Genomic DNA, 14,059 nt, shown 5'->3' with positions numbered 1-14,059 from the left:
GAACGCGCACGCCGCAAGGCGCTGCCAGCATGGCTGCACCACTACAACCATCACCGGCCTCACACCGCGCTCGGTAACCAGCCCCCGATCACCCGCTGCACCAACGTCACCGAGCAGTACACCTAGGGTGCGCGGATGGCGAAGAAGCGGGCCGCGCGTGAGGTCTTCCGGGTGCCCCGCGGCGGAGTCGACCTGTCCGCGATCGACCCTGCCGGCAGGCCCGTCGGCCCGAAGGCCAAGGCCGAGGCCGCGTTGGCCGACCTGGCCGTCCGCCTCGACGCCCGTCAGGAGGCCCTCTACGCCGGCGCGGTGGGCGGGTCGAGCCCGCGCGCGGTGCTGCTCGTCCTGCAGGGCATGGACACCTCGGGCAAGGGCGGGGTGATCCGTCACGTCGCCGGGCTGGTCAACCCGCAGGGCCTGCACATCGCCTCGTTCAAGCGGCCCACCCCCGAGGAGCTGGCGCACGACTTCCTGTGGCGCATCCGCCGGCAGGTCCCGGGCGCCGGGATGATCGGCGTGTTCGACCGCAGCCACTACGAGGACGTGCTCGTGGTGCGCGTCGACGGGCTGGTCCCCGAGGCGGAGTGGCGCAGCCGCTACGAACGCATCAACGCGTTCGAGGCCGAGCTCGACGAGCAGGGCGTCGCGATCGTGAAGTGCATGCTGCACATCTCGCCGCAGGCCCAGGCCGAGCGGCTCGCGGACCGCCTGGACGACCCGCAGAAGCACTGGAAGTACAACCCCGGCGACCTCGACGCGCGCGCCAGGTGGACCGACTACCAGGCCGCCTACGCCGACGCGCTCAGCCACTGCGACACCGACGCCGCGCCCTGGTACGTCGTCCCGTCCGACCGCAAGTGGTACCGCAACTGGGCGGTCGCGGCGCTGCTGGCCGAGACCCTCGACGCGATCGACCCCCGGTACCCGCCCGCCGACTTCGACGTCGAGGCGGAGAAGGCCAGGGTGCGCGCCGCGGTCTGACGCGCGCGGTGCGGAGCCGGGGCTCAGAGCAGCAAGAAGTGCAGCACCCAGTACGACAGCGCGGCCATCAGCGCGGCCATGGGCAGCGTCAGCACCCAGGCGACGACGATGTTGCCCGCGACGTTCCAGCGCACCGCGGACAGGCGTTTGGTCGCCCCGACCCCCAGGATCGACGACGTGATCGTCTGCGTCGTCGAGATGGGTGCGGCGAAGGCGAACGCCGTGGTGTACAGCACGGCCGACGCGGTGGCCTCGGCGGCGAACCCGCGCGGCGGGTCCAGGTCGATGATCCGCCTGCCCAGGGTGCGCATGATGCGCCAGCCGCCCGCCGCGGTGCCCGCCGAGAGCGCACCCGCCGACACCAGGATCACCCACCACGGGATGTCGAAGCCCTCGTGGTAGCCGCCGACGACGAGGGCCAGCACGATCACGCCCATCGTCTTCTGCGCGTCCTGCAGGCCGTGCCCGAGCGCCATCGCCGCTGCCGACACCGTCTGGGCGTGCCGGAACCCGCGGGAGACCCGGTTGGGGCGCGCGTCCTTGAACAGCCACAGCAGCCCGATCATCACCAGCCCGGCCAGGGCGAACCCGACGATCGGCGACACGATCATGGGGATGACGACCTTCTCCAGCACGCCCGCCCACTGCACCGTGCCCGCCGAGGCCAGCGCGGCGCCGACGAGGCCGCCGATCAGCGCGTGCGACGACGACGACGGCATCCCGAACCACCACGTGATCAGGTTCCACGCGATGGCACCGATCAGCGCCGCGAGCACGACGACGAGCCCGGCCGTGCCCTCGGGGGCGGAGATGATCCCCTTGCCGACGGTCGAGGCCACCGCGGTGCCCAGGAACGCACCGGCGAGGTTCATGACGGCGGCCATGATCAGGGCCGCGCGCGGGGACAGCGCCCGCGTCGACACCGAGGTGGCGATGGCGTTGGCGGCGTCGTGGAAACCGTTGGTGTAGTCGAAACCCAGTGCGACGACGATGACCACGAGGATGAGCGCGAACTCCACCTCAGGCCTCCTTGACGGCGATGCTCTCGACGGTGTTGGCCACCGTCTCGAACGCGTCCGCGGCCTCCTCGAGGGTCTCGACGACTTCCTTGATCTTCAGCACCGTGAGGACGTCGAGCGGGGTGACGTCGTCGTCGGGGGCGAGCAGGTCGCGCAGCAACGAGCGGTAGGCGGCGTCGCCCTCGTCCTCGAGTGAGTTGACGTGGACCCAGTACTCGCGCAGCGACTCCAGCTTCTCCAGGCCGGGCATGGCCGCGGCGGTCGAGATCGCGGCGCGCAGCAGCACGTCGGTCTGCACGGAGATGCCCTTGGGGAGCTCGTCGAGCCGGTAGAGCACGATCCGGTCGGCGGCCTCCTCCATCGCGTCGAGGACGTCGTCGAGCGAGGAGGCGAGCCGGTAGATGTCCTCGCGGTCGAACGGTGTCACGAAGACGGAGTTCAGCTTCACCATGATCTCGTGGGTCAGGTCGTCGCCCGCGTGTTCGAGGTCCTTCACCCGGGCCGCGAGCGGTGGCCGGTCCGCGGGATCCGCGGCGACCAGTTCGGCCAGTCCCTCGGCCGCCGCGACGATGTTCTCCGCCGCGCGCGTGAACAACGGGTAGAACCCTCGTTCATGTGGTGTCAACCGGAACGCCATGTGAGCGTTCTACCGGTGCCGTGTCGGCGCGCTCCGGGCAGGTACCCCGGGCGACGGTGGCGGACGCCACGCGTGTACGGCCTGTGACGTCGCAGAACGCGGAAGGGGCGTGCACCGGCGGCGATTGCCGATTAGCGTCCCCGACATGAACTCCAGCGTGGCGTCGGCCGGCCGGTCCGATCATGCCGACGCCGTAGCTGACCTGGTCGAACGCTACCGGGCGGTGCCGCCGGGCCAGCGGGTCCGGCTCGGGAAGCCGTCGTCGAACTTGTTCCGTTTCGGTGGTTCGCGCCCCGACGTCCGTCTCCTGGACACGTCGCGGCTCACAAGTGTGATCGATGTCGACCCCGTGGCCCGGACCGCCGACGTCCAGGGCATGACGACCTACGAGGACCTCGTCGACGCGACCCTGGCCCACGGGCTGATGCCGCTGGTCGTCCCGCAGCTCAAGACGATCACCCTCGGTGGTGCCGTCGCCGGGCTGGGGATCGAGTCGACGTCGTTCCGCCACGGGCTGCCGCACGAGTCGGTGCTGGAGATGGACCTGCTGACCGGGTCCGGCGACGTCGTCACCGCCAGGCCCGACGGCGAGCACGCCGACCTCTACGCCACCTTCCCCAACTCCTACGGCACGCTCGGCTACACCCTGCGGCTGCGGATCGAGCTGCAGCCGGTCGCACCGTTCGTGCGGCTGACCCACCACCGCTTCGGCACCGCCACCGAGGCCGCCGCCGCGATCGAACGGCTCTGCGACCTCGACGGCGCGGGCGCCGGCATCGACTTCGTCGACGGCACCGTCTTCGCCGGCGGCGAGCAGTACGTGACCGTCGGCCGGTTCGTCGACGAGCCGATGCCGGGTGCCCAGGTCTCCGACTACACCGGACAGCAGGTCTTCTACCGGTCGCTGCAACAGCGCCCGGTCGACCACCTCACCACCCGCGACTACATCTGGCGCTGGGACACCGACTGGTTCTGGTGCTCGCGCGCGTTCGGCGTGCAGAACCCACTGGTGCGCAGGGTCTGGCCGCGCCGCTACCGGCGTTCCGACGTCTACCGCCGGCTCGTCGCGCTCGACCAGCGACACGGCATCACCAACCGGATCAGCGACCTGACACACTCGCCGCGCCAGGAGATGGTCGTCCAGGACGTCGAGATCCCGGTCGAGAACCTGGACCGGTTCCTGGAGGTCTTCCACCGCGACGTCGGCATCTCGCCGGTGTGGCTGTGCCCGATCCGGCTGCGCGGCAAGCGCGAGTGGCCGCTCTACCCGATGGAGGCCGGCCGGCTCTACGTCAACGTCGGCTTCTGGTCGACCGTCGACGAGGTGCCCGGACGGCCCGACGCCCACAACCGGCTCGTCGAGGAGCTGGTCGCCGAGCTGGGCGGGCACAAGTCCCTGTACTCCACGGTGCACTACGGCGAGGACGAGTTCTGGCGCCGCTACAACGGCGACGCCTACCGCGCCGTGAAGGACCGCTACGACCCGGCCGGGCGGCTGCCGGGTCTCTACTCGAAGGTGGTGGGGTGACATGAGGGTGGCCGACATCCTCGGCAGGATCATCGGGCGCGACGCGCGCATCCGGATCGTCGCCTACGACGGCAGCAAGACCGGCCCGGACGACAGCGACGTCGCGTTGCGCGTGGAGTCCCCGGCGGCGCTGGCGCGGTTGGTCTCCGCGCCCGGCACGCTCGGGCTCGCGCGCGCGTACGTGACCGGTGAGATCGAGGTCGAGGGCGACCTCTACACCGCGCTCGACGCGCTCGCCGACGTCGCGTTGCAGGGCATCCCGCGCGGCGAGCAGTTCCGGATCGTCCGGGACCTCGCGCCGGTGTGGCTGCGCCACCGCAGGCCGGCGCCGGCGATCGAGGCGCGGCCACGGGGGCGGCTGCACTCGAAGTTCCGCGACAGCCAGGCCATCTCCCACCACTACGACGTGTCGAACCGCTTCTACGAGTGGGTCCTCGGGCCGTCGATGACCTACACGTGTGCCTGCTACCCGACCGACACCTCGACGCTCGAGCAGGCCCAGGAGGCCAAGTACGAGCTCGTCGCGCAGAAGCTCGACCTGCAGCCCGGGATGCGGCTGCTCGACGTCGGCTGCGGCTGGGGCGGCATGGTCCGCCACGCGGCCACCCACCACGGCGTGCGCGCGCTCGGGGTCACGCTCTCGCGCAACCAGGCGGAGTGGGCGCAGGCCGAGATCGAGCGTCAGGGCCTGGCCCACCTCGCCGAGGTGCGCCACCTCGACTACCGCGACGTGCAGGAGTCCGGGTTCGACGCGGTCAGCTCGATCGGGCTCACCGAGCACATCGGCAAGGCGCAGCTGCCGTCGTACTTCCGCTTCCTGTCCTCGAAGGTGCGCCCCGAGGGGCGGCTGCTCAACCACAGCATCACCCACCCCTTCACCACCCCGCAGCGCAGTCTCGACCCCTTCATCGCCCGCTACGTGTTCCCCGACGGCCAGCTCGAGACCGTCGGGACGATCATCACCGCGATGAACGACAACGGGTTCGAGATCCGGCACGAGGAGAACCTGCGCGAGCACTACGCCAAGACGCTCGCCGGGTGGGGCGACAACCTGGAGGCGCACTGGGACGAGGCGGTGGCCGAGGTCGGCCTGGAACGTGCCCGGGTGTGGCGGCTCTACATGGCCGCGAGCAGGCTCGGCTTCGCCCGCGACAACATCCAGCTCCACCAGGTGCTGGGCGTCAAGCTGGGCGAGCACGGACGGTCCGGGTTCCCGCTCCGCGGTTGGAGGTCGGCCTCGTAGGCTGGTGATCGTGCCGGACCGACTGTCCCCGCTGGACGCGTCCTTCCTCTACATGGAACAGCCGACGACGGGCATGCACGTCGGCGGCGTGATGACCTTCCTGCCGCCGGCGGACGGGTCGGAGTTCGACGTCGACGCGTTCGTCCGGCTCGTCGGCAGCAGGTTGTCGCTCGTGCCGCGGTACCGGCAGCGGGTGCGCGAGGTGCCGGGACGGCTGGGGCTGCCGGTCTGGGTCGACGACCCGGACTTCGACCTCAGCTACCACATCAGGCGCTCCGCGCTGCCCGCGCCGGGCACCGACGACGCGCTGCGCGAGCTGGTCGGGCGGCTGCTGAGCAGGCGCCTGGACCGGGACCGCCCGCTGTGGGAGATCTACGTCGTCGAGGGGGTGTCGGGTGGGCGGTTCGCGCTGGTCACCAAGACCCACCACGCGATGGTCGACGGTGTCGCGTCGATGGACATCGGGGCGCTGCTGCTCGACCGCACACCGCAACCGCGCGAGGTGCCCGACGACGAGTGGGTGCCCGAGCGGGAGCCGTCGGGGATCGAGCTGGCGGCCTCGGCGGTCATGGAGAACCTGCGCCGCCCGCGCGGCGCGCTGGACGCGGCCACCCGCGCGGCGGCCGACCTGCGTGCGGCCGTGGCCACCGTGGGCCGCACGATGTCGGGCCTGGCCGCGGCCACCCGCGGCGCCGCGCAGGCGTCGGGCCCCCTCGACGCCCTCAACCGCCCGATCGGCGAGCAGCGTCGCTACTCGATGGCGCGCACATCGCTGGCCGGGCACCGCGCCGCGCGCCGGGCCCACTGCGGCGGCGGGGCCGGCACCGTCAACGACGTCGTCCTCGCCGTGGTGTGCGGCGCGCTGCGCTACTGGCTGATGACGCGCGGCGAGGCGCTGCACCCCGACACGACGATCAGGGCGATGGTCCCGGTGAGCGTGCGGCGCCGCCGCGACGCGGGGGAGACGTCGGGCGGCAACCGGATCTCGGCCTACTTCGTCGACCTGCCCGTCGGGCTCGACGAGCCGGCCGCGCGGCTGCAGCGCGTCGCCGAGCAGATGCAGGCCCGGAAACGGGGCGCGCACGACGCGGCGCCGACCGCGCTGGTCGGCCTCGCCGGGCTGATGTCGCCGCCGCTGCACAGCATGGGCGCCAAGCTGACCAGCCGCCTGTCGAGCCGGCTGTTCAACGTGCTGGTCACCAACGTGCCGGGCCCGCCGCGCCCGCTCTACGCGATGGGTGCACGGCTGCAGGACCTGTTCCCGGTGGTGCCGCTCGCGAAGGGGCAGGCCGTCGGGATCGGCGTGACGTCCTACGGCGGCTCGGTCTGTTACGGCCTCAACGCCGACCGGGACACGATGCCCGACGTCGACGTCCTCGCCGAGGCGATGAACTCGGCGCTGGCAGAGCTCCTGGAGTAGCCCACGCCCCCGACGACGACCCCGGTGGCCCCGAACTCGCCGGCGGGGTGGGCGATGGCCGGTATGTAGGGTCCGGTTCCATGGCGGAACGTCGGACCACATCGCGTCGCGACGTGGTTCCGGACGCGGGGGTCGACCTCCACCTCGAGCTCCGGGGCCCGCGCCTGCGGGCGGGCCTGACCGATGCCCTCCGTGACGCGGTCCGGTCCGGGCGACTCGCGCCCGGCACCCGCCTGCCCCCGACGAGGACCCTGGCCGCCGATCTCGGGATCGCCCGGAGCACGGTCACCGAGTGCTACGGCGCTCTGATCGAGGAGGGATGGTTCACCGCCCGGCCCGGCTCGGGCACCCGCGTCGCCGCGCGCGTGCCGTCGCGCCCGGACGCGACGGCCGCACCACGGCGGCCCGCACGGGCGCAGCCCTCACGCGGGCTGCAGCCCGGCGCCGAGGACTACGCCGAGTTCCCGCGCGGGCCCTGGCTGGCCGCCGCGCGCCGCGCGTTCGCGACCGCGCCGCACAGCACCTACGGCTACGGCGATCCGCTCGGCCGCCCGGAGCTGCGCACCGCGCTCGCCGAGTACCTCGCCCGCGCCCGGGGGATCCACGCCGACCCGGCACACATCGTCATCACCTCGGGCTTCCACCACGGGCTGGGGGTACTCGCACGCGCGCTGGGCACGCGGGGCGCCGCCACGGTGGCGGTCGAGGAGTACGGCCTCGACATCTACCGGGGGGTGCTGTCCGACGCCGGTCTCGACACCCGGCCCGTCGAGGTCGACGAGGCCGGTGCCCGGGTCGGGCAGCTGCACGACGTCGCCGGGGCCGCCGCCGTCCTGCTCACCCCGGCGCACCAGTTCCCGACGGGGTACGCCCTGTCCGCGCAGCGGCGGACCGCTGTCGTCGACTGGGCCCGCAGCACGGGTGGTGTCGTCCTGGAGGACGACTACGACGGCGAGTTCCGCTACGACCGCAGGCCGGTCGGGGCGCTGCAGGGTCTCGACCCCGACCACGTGGCGTACTTCGGGACGGCCAGCAAGGCCGTGGCGCCGGCGTTGCGGCTGGGGTGGGTGGTGGTGCCGGGCCGGCTGCTGGCGGCAGTCGCGCAGGCCAAGGGGCGGGTCGACACGGTGAGCGCGCTGGACCAGCTCGTGTTCGCCGAGTTCCTCGCGTCCGGGGCGTTCGACCGGCATGTCCGCGGCAGACGGCAGAAGTTCCGGCGTCGTCGTGGCGAGCTCATCGAGACGCTCGCGCGGGTCGCACCGTCGGTGCAGGTCATCGGGATGGCGGCGGGGCTGCAGGCGGTGTTCGCGTTGCCTGCCGGGACGGAGTCACGGGTACTGCGGGCCGCCGGGCGGCAGGGCCTGGTCGTCAGCGGCCTGACGGAGTTCCGCCACCCCGCGGCGGGCGGCCGTCCGTCGTGGGGCGACGCGCTGGTCGTGAACTTCTCCAATGTCTCCGACAGCGCGTGGCCCGGGGCGCTGCGGGCGTTGTCGCGCGCCCTGCCTCCGCTGCTGTGATCCGGAGCCGTCGTCGACGCGGCACCGGACGTCGACGCGGCACCGGACGGTCGAAGTGGTCCGAGCTCTCGCGGCTGAATTGGACCGAGGAAGGAGACCAACTCTCGTTAGCGTGAAGACAACGAGGGCCCGACCTCGTCGCAGCCGAAGGAGCGTCCCGTGTCTTCCGTCCGAGTACCGGCCCACGGTGCGAGCCCCGCGACACGTCGGGGACTGCCGGCCGGGGTGGCCATGGTGGGCGCGTCCGTCGCCTTCATGAGCCTCTACCTGGGAGCCGGGGCGCTCACCCCCCTCCTGGTGACCTACGAACACGACTTCGGCTTCGCGCCGGAGCTGCTCACGGTCGCGTTCGCCGTGTACGCCGCCGGGTTCCTCGTCGCCACACTCACCCTGGGCTCGCTGTCGGACCACGTCGGCCGCCGCCCGGTGCTGGTGGCGGCACTCGTCGTCCAGCTGCTGTCCAACGTGTTGTTCCTCGTCGGCACCGACATCGGCTGGGTCGTCGCCGGCCGGGTGGTGCAGGGCATCGCGAGCGGCGCCGCCACGTCGGCGTTCACGGCCGCGATCGTCGAGTTCGCACCCGAGGGCAGGAAGCGGATCGGCGCGATCCTCGCGAGCGTCAGCCTCACCGGGGGACTGGCCGTCGGCTCGCTCCTGGCCGGGCTGGCCGTCGAGCTGACCCCGGCGGCCAACACGATCATCTTCGTCGTGCTCATCGCGCTCACCGTGCTCGGCGGGGTCACGGTGCTGGCGTCGAACGAGACCGTGACCCCCGGCCCCGGGTCGGTCCGGTCGCTGGCCCCCCGGATCGTCGTGCCCGCGGCGGCCCGCCGCGAGTTCTACGCCTGCGCCCCCGTGGTCGCGGCGGCATGGATGCTCGCGGGGCTGTCCGGGGGACTGGCCCCGAACATGGTCCGCACCGTCTTCGGTCTCGACAGCGCGTTCCTCGGCGGCCTCGCCGGGTTCGTCGCGCCCGCGGTCGCCACCGTCGTCGGGCTCCTCACCGCCACGATCTCGCCCCGGCGGGCGATGACCATCGGCATCCACGCCTCGGTCCTCGGGGCCGTGGGCATCATCGGCGGCGTCCTCGCCGGGAGCCTGGCCCTCATGATCGTGGGGCAGGCGGTCGCCGGCATCGGGTTCGGATCCGCGTTCACCGCCGCGTTGCAACTGGTGATCCCACTGGTCGCGCCGCACGAGCGCGCCGGGATCGTGGCCGCCGTCTATCTCGTCGCCTACACCGCGTTCGGGGTACCGATCGTGGTCGAGGGCCGGCTCGCCGGGCCTCTCGGTGAGATCCCGGTGGTCGTCGGCTACACCGCCCTCACGATCCTGCTCGCCGTCGCCGGCCTCGTCGCCCGCACCCGACCCGCCCGCCGCGGCTGAGCCCCCACACCCCCCACCCTTCGGGAAAGGAACACCATGTCCAGAATCTTCCTCGCCGGCGCGACCGGCGTCATCGGCCGGCGGCTCGTCCCGCTGCTCGTCGGGGCAGGCCACGTCGTCGCCGGAATGACCCGCTCGCCGGGCAAGGCCCAGCAGGTCGCCGACCTCGGTGCGCAACCGGTCGTCGTCGACGTCTTCGACCGCGACGCGCTCATCGCCGCCGTCGTCGAGTTCCGCCCCGACATCGTCCTCAACGAGCTGACGGACCTGCCCGACGACGTGAACCGGATCGCCGAGTTCGGCGATCTCAACGCACGCATCCGCACCGAGGGCAACCAGAACATCATCGACGCCGCCCGGGCCGCGGGGTCGCCGCGGATCCTCGCCCAGACCGTCGCCTGGACGCTGCCCGACGGGCCCGACGCCGTCGCGGTCGAACAGCTGGAGTCGTCGGTGCTGGCCGAGGGCGGGGTCGTCCTGAGCTACGGACAGTTCTACGGCCCCGGCACCTACAACGAGGACGGCGTCCCAGCCGAGCCGCGCGTGCACATCGACCGCGCCGCGGCCCGCACTGTCGCGGTCCTCGGCGCGGACAGCGGGGTCGTCACCATCGTCGACTGACCGACACCGCTGCCGGTCCCGGGTCGCTCGTGGCCCGGGACCGGCACGGTCCGTCGCTCAGGACGCGGGCAGGACGTCGCCGAACAGGTGCTCGACGGTGATGGCGCGATAGGTCCGGACGTGCTGCTGCGCCTCGGCCGCGGCGATGTCCGGGTACCCCGACTCGATCGCCGCCGCGAGGCGCAGGTGATCGACCTCGATCCGCTCGAAGTCGGTGACCTGGCGCAGGATCCAGTGCAGCCGGCCCATCAGCGGGGTGAGCATCTGCTGCAGGATGTGGTTGTCGGAGAACGCGATGATCTCGTCGTGGAAGCCCCAGTTCGACTCGCGCACGGCGTCGAGATCGCCCGCGTCGAGCGCGGCGCGTGACTGCTCGACGAGCTGGCGCAGGTTGCTCGCCTCGCCGTCGGCGATCCGCTGCGCTGCGGCCTTCGACGCCATCCCTTCGAGGGCCTCGCGAATGTCGAAGATCTCCGACACCTCGCGCCGGGTCAGCTCCTTGACGATGATTCCCCGCGTCGGCAGCTTCTCGACGAGCCCTTCCTTGTCCAGGTTGCGCAGGGCCTCGCGCACCGGCGACCGGGAGACCTCGAACTCCGCTGCGAGGTCCCGCTCGACCAGCCTCGACCCGGGCAGGAACACGCCGCTCAGGATGCGGCTGCGGATCCGTTCGCCCACGATCTCGGCGAGCGGGACCTCGTGCCGATACACCCCGTTGGACGCAGCCATGGTGCCCCCGTCGTGCTGTCGAACCGCCACACACCCACCTCGGACGACGTGCGACCGCCCGCACCGATTGTACGGGAGCGAGCGCCGGCCGACGGCTCGCCCAACTGCCGGGCACCGGGCAGGTGAGCACCGCCGAGCGGGCGGGAACCGGGTGGCGGTCGCGTTGCCGGCACGGCGTCGGGGCAGCCGTTCCCGGTCGTCGGGTCAGGCGGCCGTTCCCGTTCGCCGGGCGGACGTCAGCGGAGGATCCGCGGCAGGTGCTCGTCGCCGGCCCCCGCCCGCGGCCCGCGTGGGGTGAGGGCGCGACACAGGTGATGACCGAGGATGACGACGATCGTCCCGAGTGCGATCCCGCCGAGCGCGAACGAGTCGCTGATCCGCAGGCTCGTGTCGCCGATCCCGATGATCACGCCCGCGGACGCCGGCACCATGTTGGCGAGGTCGCCGAAGTCGACCCCGTTCTCCTTCCAGATCTGTGCCCCGAGCAGGCCGATCATGCCGTAGAGGATGACGGTGCTGCCTGCCATCACACCCCCGGGCAGCGCGGCGAAGAGCGCGCCGAACTTCGGGCAGAACCCGAACAGGATCGCCACGGCGCCGGCGAGGTGGAACGTGGCCGAGGAGAACACCCGGGTGGCTGCCATCACGCCGATGTTCTCCCCGTAGGTGGTGACGGGTGAGCCACCGACCGAGCCGGCGACCGCCGTACCGAGCCCGATGGCCACGACCGAGCGCCCCATCAGCGGGTCGAGGTCGGTGCCGGTGGCCTCGCCGATCGCCTTCACGTGTCCGATCACTCCGGCGGCGACCGCGACGGTCGCCGGCATCATCACCAGAATCGCCGCGACGGAGAAGGACGGCAGGTGCCAACCGACGATCTCGTGCCCGTCGGCCGCGAGCCGTGTCGCGGAGGGCAGCCCGATCCAGTCGGCCTCGCGCACCTGCGCCCAGTCGACACGCGGATGGGTGAGGACCCGGCCGACACCGGGGTCGTAGGACGTGATTGGCCCCAGGACGCGATCGAGCACCCAGGACAGGACGTAGCCGAGGACCAGGCCGAGGAAGATCGCGATCCGACCGAGGAACCCGCGGAGCGCGATCGCGCAGACCATCGTCACGACCATGACCGTGAGGGCCACCCACTGGTCCTGCGGCCAGTAGGTGTCGGCGACGACCGGGGCGAGGTTGAAGCCGATCATTACCAGGATGGCCCCGGTCACCACGGGCGGCAGGACCCGGTTGACCACGCCCGCCCCCGCGTGGTGGACGAGGAGCCCCGCCAGGACGAGAACCACCCCGGCGACCAGGACGGCTCCGGTGACCTCGGCCGACCCGGCTCCGGGCTGGGACCGGACGACGGCGACCGCGCCGACGAACGCCCCGCTCGTGCCGACGTAGGCGGGAACCCTGCCCCGCACCACGAGCAGGAACATGATGGTGGTGACGCCGCTCATCATCACCGCGAGCCTGGCGTCGAGGCCCATCAGGAGGGGCACCACGAACGTGGGCCCGAACATGGCGCCGACGTGCTGCACGGCGAGACCGAACGTCCTCGGCCACGTCAGGCGTTCGTCGTGGGCCACCGAGCCACCCGGAGCGAGCGACCTGCCGTCCGCGTGGATCTTCCATCCGAGCGACATCCGACCATCCTCGAGAGCAGTACGGCGTGGGGCATCGGGCGCGGGTGAACGCCCGGCGGGCACTGTCGGCAGCGGTCAGCTGCCGTAGGCGAGCCGCCGCAGGGCACCGGCCAGGACAGCCACGCCCGCGCCGAGCGCGCGCGGGTCGGTGTCCTCCAGCGGGGAGTGGCTGATGCCGCCCCGGGAGGAGGTGAAGATCATGCCGACGTTCGCGACCCGGGACATCAGCTGGGTGTCGTGGCCGGCCCCGCTCGACAGCCGCCGGTACGGGAGCCCGCTCTCGTCCAGCGTCGCCCGGACCGCCTCCATCACGTCGGGGCTCATCGGTACCGGTTCGTGGTCGTGCTGGAGGTCCAGGTCGATCCCGAGTCCGCGGCGGGCCGCGATCTCGACGAGGGCGGTCTCGATCGCCTTGCCTGCCGAGACCTGCTGCTCGCGGTCGGGGGTCCGGAGCTCGACGGTGAGGACGACCTTTCCGGGGACCACGTTGATCTGGTCGGGGACGACCGACAGCCGACCCACCGTGGCGACCGCGGGAGCCCCGGCGTGCAGGGCGGCCGTCTCGACGGCGGACACCATCTCGGCCGCGCCGGCCAGCGCGTCGTGCCGCAGGTTCATCGGGGTGGTCCCGGCGTGGTTGGCCTCCCCGGTGACGACGACGTCCCAGCGGGTGATCCCGGTGATCGCGGTGACCAGGGCCAGGTCGAGCCCCTCGCTCTCGAGGATCCCGCCCTGCTCGACGTGCAGCTCGAGGAAGTGGCCGATGTCGTCACGCCGGGCCGCCCCGATGGCCCCGGGGTCGAGCCCCTGGTCACGCATGGCCTCGGCCAGCGACGTCCCGGCCTTGTCGACGCTGCGGTCGGCCTCCCGCTCGTCGGTCAGCCCGACGATGGACCGGGACCCCCAGTAGTGGTTGGTGAAGCGGCTGCCCTCCTCCTCGCAGAAGGCGATGACCTCGAGGGTGCGGGTGGGTGTGCCCGCCGACCGTGCCAGCGCGCCCAGGGCGAGGATGCCGCCGACGACCCCGTAGGCGCCGTCGAGCCGGCCGCCGTTCCTGACGGTGTCCATGTGCGACCCGGTGGCGACGACGGGCCCGTCACCGCTGCCCCGCAGGCGCCCGACGACGTTGCCCACCGGGTCGACGCGCACGTCGAGGCCGCGTTCGACCATCCAGCTCGTGATCAGCTCCTGCGCCCGGGTCCAGGCCGGGTCGTACAACGACCGGTAGGTCCCGCCGTCGGGATGCGCACCCAGCGCGTAGAGCTGGTCGAGCATCGTCGCGACGTCGTGCTCGAAGTTCTCGATGCGCTCTCTCACCGGAGCTCACCTCTCTCGTTG

The 14,059-nt window shown here is 72.3% G+C and carries 13 protein-coding genes; 8 read left to right on the top strand and 5 right to left on the bottom strand.

The genetic code is table 11. The features are described from left to right. Nucleotides 1-126 (top strand): integrase core domain-containing protein (locus AB7F12_RS08755; RefSeq protein ID WP_428502309.1); only part of this gene is annotated, 126 nt, incomplete at its 5' end. Between the two features lie 9 nt (nucleotides 127-135). Next, nucleotides 136-981, top strand: coding sequence for a PPK2 family polyphosphate kinase (locus AB7F12_RS08750; RefSeq protein ID WP_428502308.1), 846 nt, complete (start codon nucleotides 136-138; stop codon nucleotides 979-981). 23 nt (nucleotides 982-1,004) lie between these two features. On the opposite strand, the gene AB7F12_RS08745 is transcribed toward AB7F12_RS08750, so the two are convergent. Then, complete coding sequence (locus AB7F12_RS08745; RefSeq protein WP_428502307.1) at nucleotides 1,005-2,000, bottom strand: anion permease; 996 nt, start codon at nucleotides 1,998-2,000, stop codon at nucleotides 1,005-1,007. A 1-nt stretch (nucleotide 2,001) separates the two neighbouring features. Beyond that, nucleotides 2,002-2,637, bottom strand: a complete 636-nt coding sequence (locus tag AB7F12_RS08740) for a DUF47 domain-containing protein (protein ID WP_428502306.1) — start codon at nucleotides 2,635-2,637, stop codon at nucleotides 2,002-2,004. Between the two features lie 145 nt (nucleotides 2,638-2,782). Here AB7F12_RS08740 and AB7F12_RS08735 point away from each other — a divergent pair, with 145 nt between their 5' ends. The 6 genes from AB7F12_RS08735 (at nucleotide 2,783) to AB7F12_RS08710 (ending at nucleotide 10,352) form a co-directional block, all read left to right on the top strand. Beyond that, a complete protein-coding gene (locus AB7F12_RS08735; protein WP_428502305.1) occupies nucleotides 2,783-4,165 on the top strand; it encodes an FAD-binding oxidoreductase in 1,383 nt (460 codons plus the stop codon). A 1-nt stretch (nucleotide 4,166) separates the two neighbouring features. After that, nucleotides 4,167-5,408, top strand: coding sequence for a class I SAM-dependent methyltransferase (locus tag AB7F12_RS08730; protein ID WP_428502304.1), 1,242 nt, complete (start codon nucleotides 4,167-4,169; stop codon nucleotides 5,406-5,408). 10 nt (nucleotides 5,409-5,418) lie between these two features. Beyond that, nucleotides 5,419-6,828 carry a WS/DGAT/MGAT family O-acyltransferase gene (locus AB7F12_RS08725; protein WP_428502303.1) on the top strand — a complete coding sequence of 470 codons (1,410 nt, stop codon included), beginning with the start codon at nucleotides 5,419-5,421 and terminating at the stop codon, nucleotides 6,826-6,828. Nucleotides 6,829-6,941: 113 nt separating this feature from the next. Next, entirely contained in the window at nucleotides 6,942-8,345 is a 1,404-nt protein-coding gene (locus AB7F12_RS08720; protein WP_428517208.1) for a PLP-dependent aminotransferase family protein, read from the top strand. A gap of 231 nt (nucleotides 8,346-8,576) precedes the next feature. Continuing rightward, entirely contained in the window at nucleotides 8,577-9,731 is a 1,155-nt protein-coding gene (locus AB7F12_RS08715; protein ID WP_428502301.1) for an MFS transporter, read from the top strand. Between the two features lie 36 nt (nucleotides 9,732-9,767). Continuing rightward, nucleotides 9,768-10,352 (top strand): SDR family oxidoreductase, encoded by a 585-nt coding sequence (locus AB7F12_RS08710; protein ID WP_428502300.1) that lies wholly within the window; start codon nucleotides 9,768-9,770, stop codon nucleotides 10,350-10,352. Nucleotides 10,353-10,409: 57 nt separating this feature from the next. Here the strand turns inward: AB7F12_RS08710 and AB7F12_RS08705 are convergent, their stop codons facing one another. The 3 genes from AB7F12_RS08705 to AB7F12_RS08695 form a co-directional block, all read right to left on the bottom strand. Continuing rightward, nucleotides 10,410-11,081 carry a GntR family transcriptional regulator gene (locus tag AB7F12_RS08705; RefSeq protein ID WP_428517210.1) on the bottom strand — a complete coding sequence of 224 codons (672 nt, stop codon included), beginning with the start codon at nucleotides 11,079-11,081 and terminating at the stop codon, nucleotides 10,410-10,412. 236 nt (nucleotides 11,082-11,317) lie between these two features. Continuing rightward, the gene (locus AB7F12_RS08700) at nucleotides 11,318-12,721 is read right to left on the bottom strand and encodes a uracil-xanthine permease family protein (protein WP_428501365.1); all 1,404 of its coding nucleotides are present in this window, start codon (nucleotides 12,719-12,721) and stop codon (nucleotides 11,318-11,320) included. A gap of 75 nt (nucleotides 12,722-12,796) precedes the next feature. Then, the gene (locus tag AB7F12_RS08695) at nucleotides 12,797-14,038 is read right to left on the bottom strand and encodes a Zn-dependent hydrolase (protein ID WP_428517894.1); all 1,242 of its coding nucleotides are present in this window, start codon (nucleotides 14,036-14,038) and stop codon (nucleotides 12,797-12,799) included. Between the last annotated feature and the right edge of the window lie 21 nt (nucleotides 14,039-14,059).

The organism is Pseudonocardia sp. (assembly GCF_050250275.1).
In the GTDB taxonomy this organism is placed as follows: Bacteria; Actinomycetota; Actinomycetes; order Mycobacteriales; family Pseudonocardiaceae; genus Pseudonocardia.
This window is presented reverse-complemented; position numbering and strand designations above follow the sequence as displayed.

Coding starts and splice junctions, on each gene's coding strand:
- AB7F12_RS08750 (WP_428502308.1), top strand. CDS start 136: ATGGCGAAGAAGCGGGCCGCGCGTGAGGTCTTCCGGGTGCCCCGCGGC.
- AB7F12_RS08740 (WP_428502306.1), bottom strand. CDS start 2,637: ATGGCGTTCCGGTTGACACCACATGAACGAGGGTTCTACCCGTTGTTC.
- AB7F12_RS08735 (WP_428502305.1), top strand. CDS start 2,783: ATGAACTCCAGCGTGGCGTCGGCCGGCCGGTCCGATCATGCCGACGCC.
- AB7F12_RS08730 (WP_428502304.1), top strand. CDS start 4,167: ATGAGGGTGGCCGACATCCTCGGCAGGATCATCGGGCGCGACGCGCGC.
- AB7F12_RS08715 (WP_428502301.1), top strand. CDS start 8,577: ATGGTGGGCGCGTCCGTCGCCTTCATGAGCCTCTACCTGGGAGCCGGG.
- AB7F12_RS08710 (WP_428502300.1), top strand. CDS start 9,768: ATGTCCAGAATCTTCCTCGCCGGCGCGACCGGCGTCATCGGCCGGCGG.
- AB7F12_RS08705 (WP_428517210.1), bottom strand. CDS start 11,081: ATGGCTGCGTCCAACGGGGTGTATCGGCACGAGGTCCCGCTCGCCGAG.
- AB7F12_RS08700 (WP_428501365.1), bottom strand. CDS start 12,721: ATGTCGCTCGGATGGAAGATCCACGCGGACGGCAGGTCGCTCGCTCCG.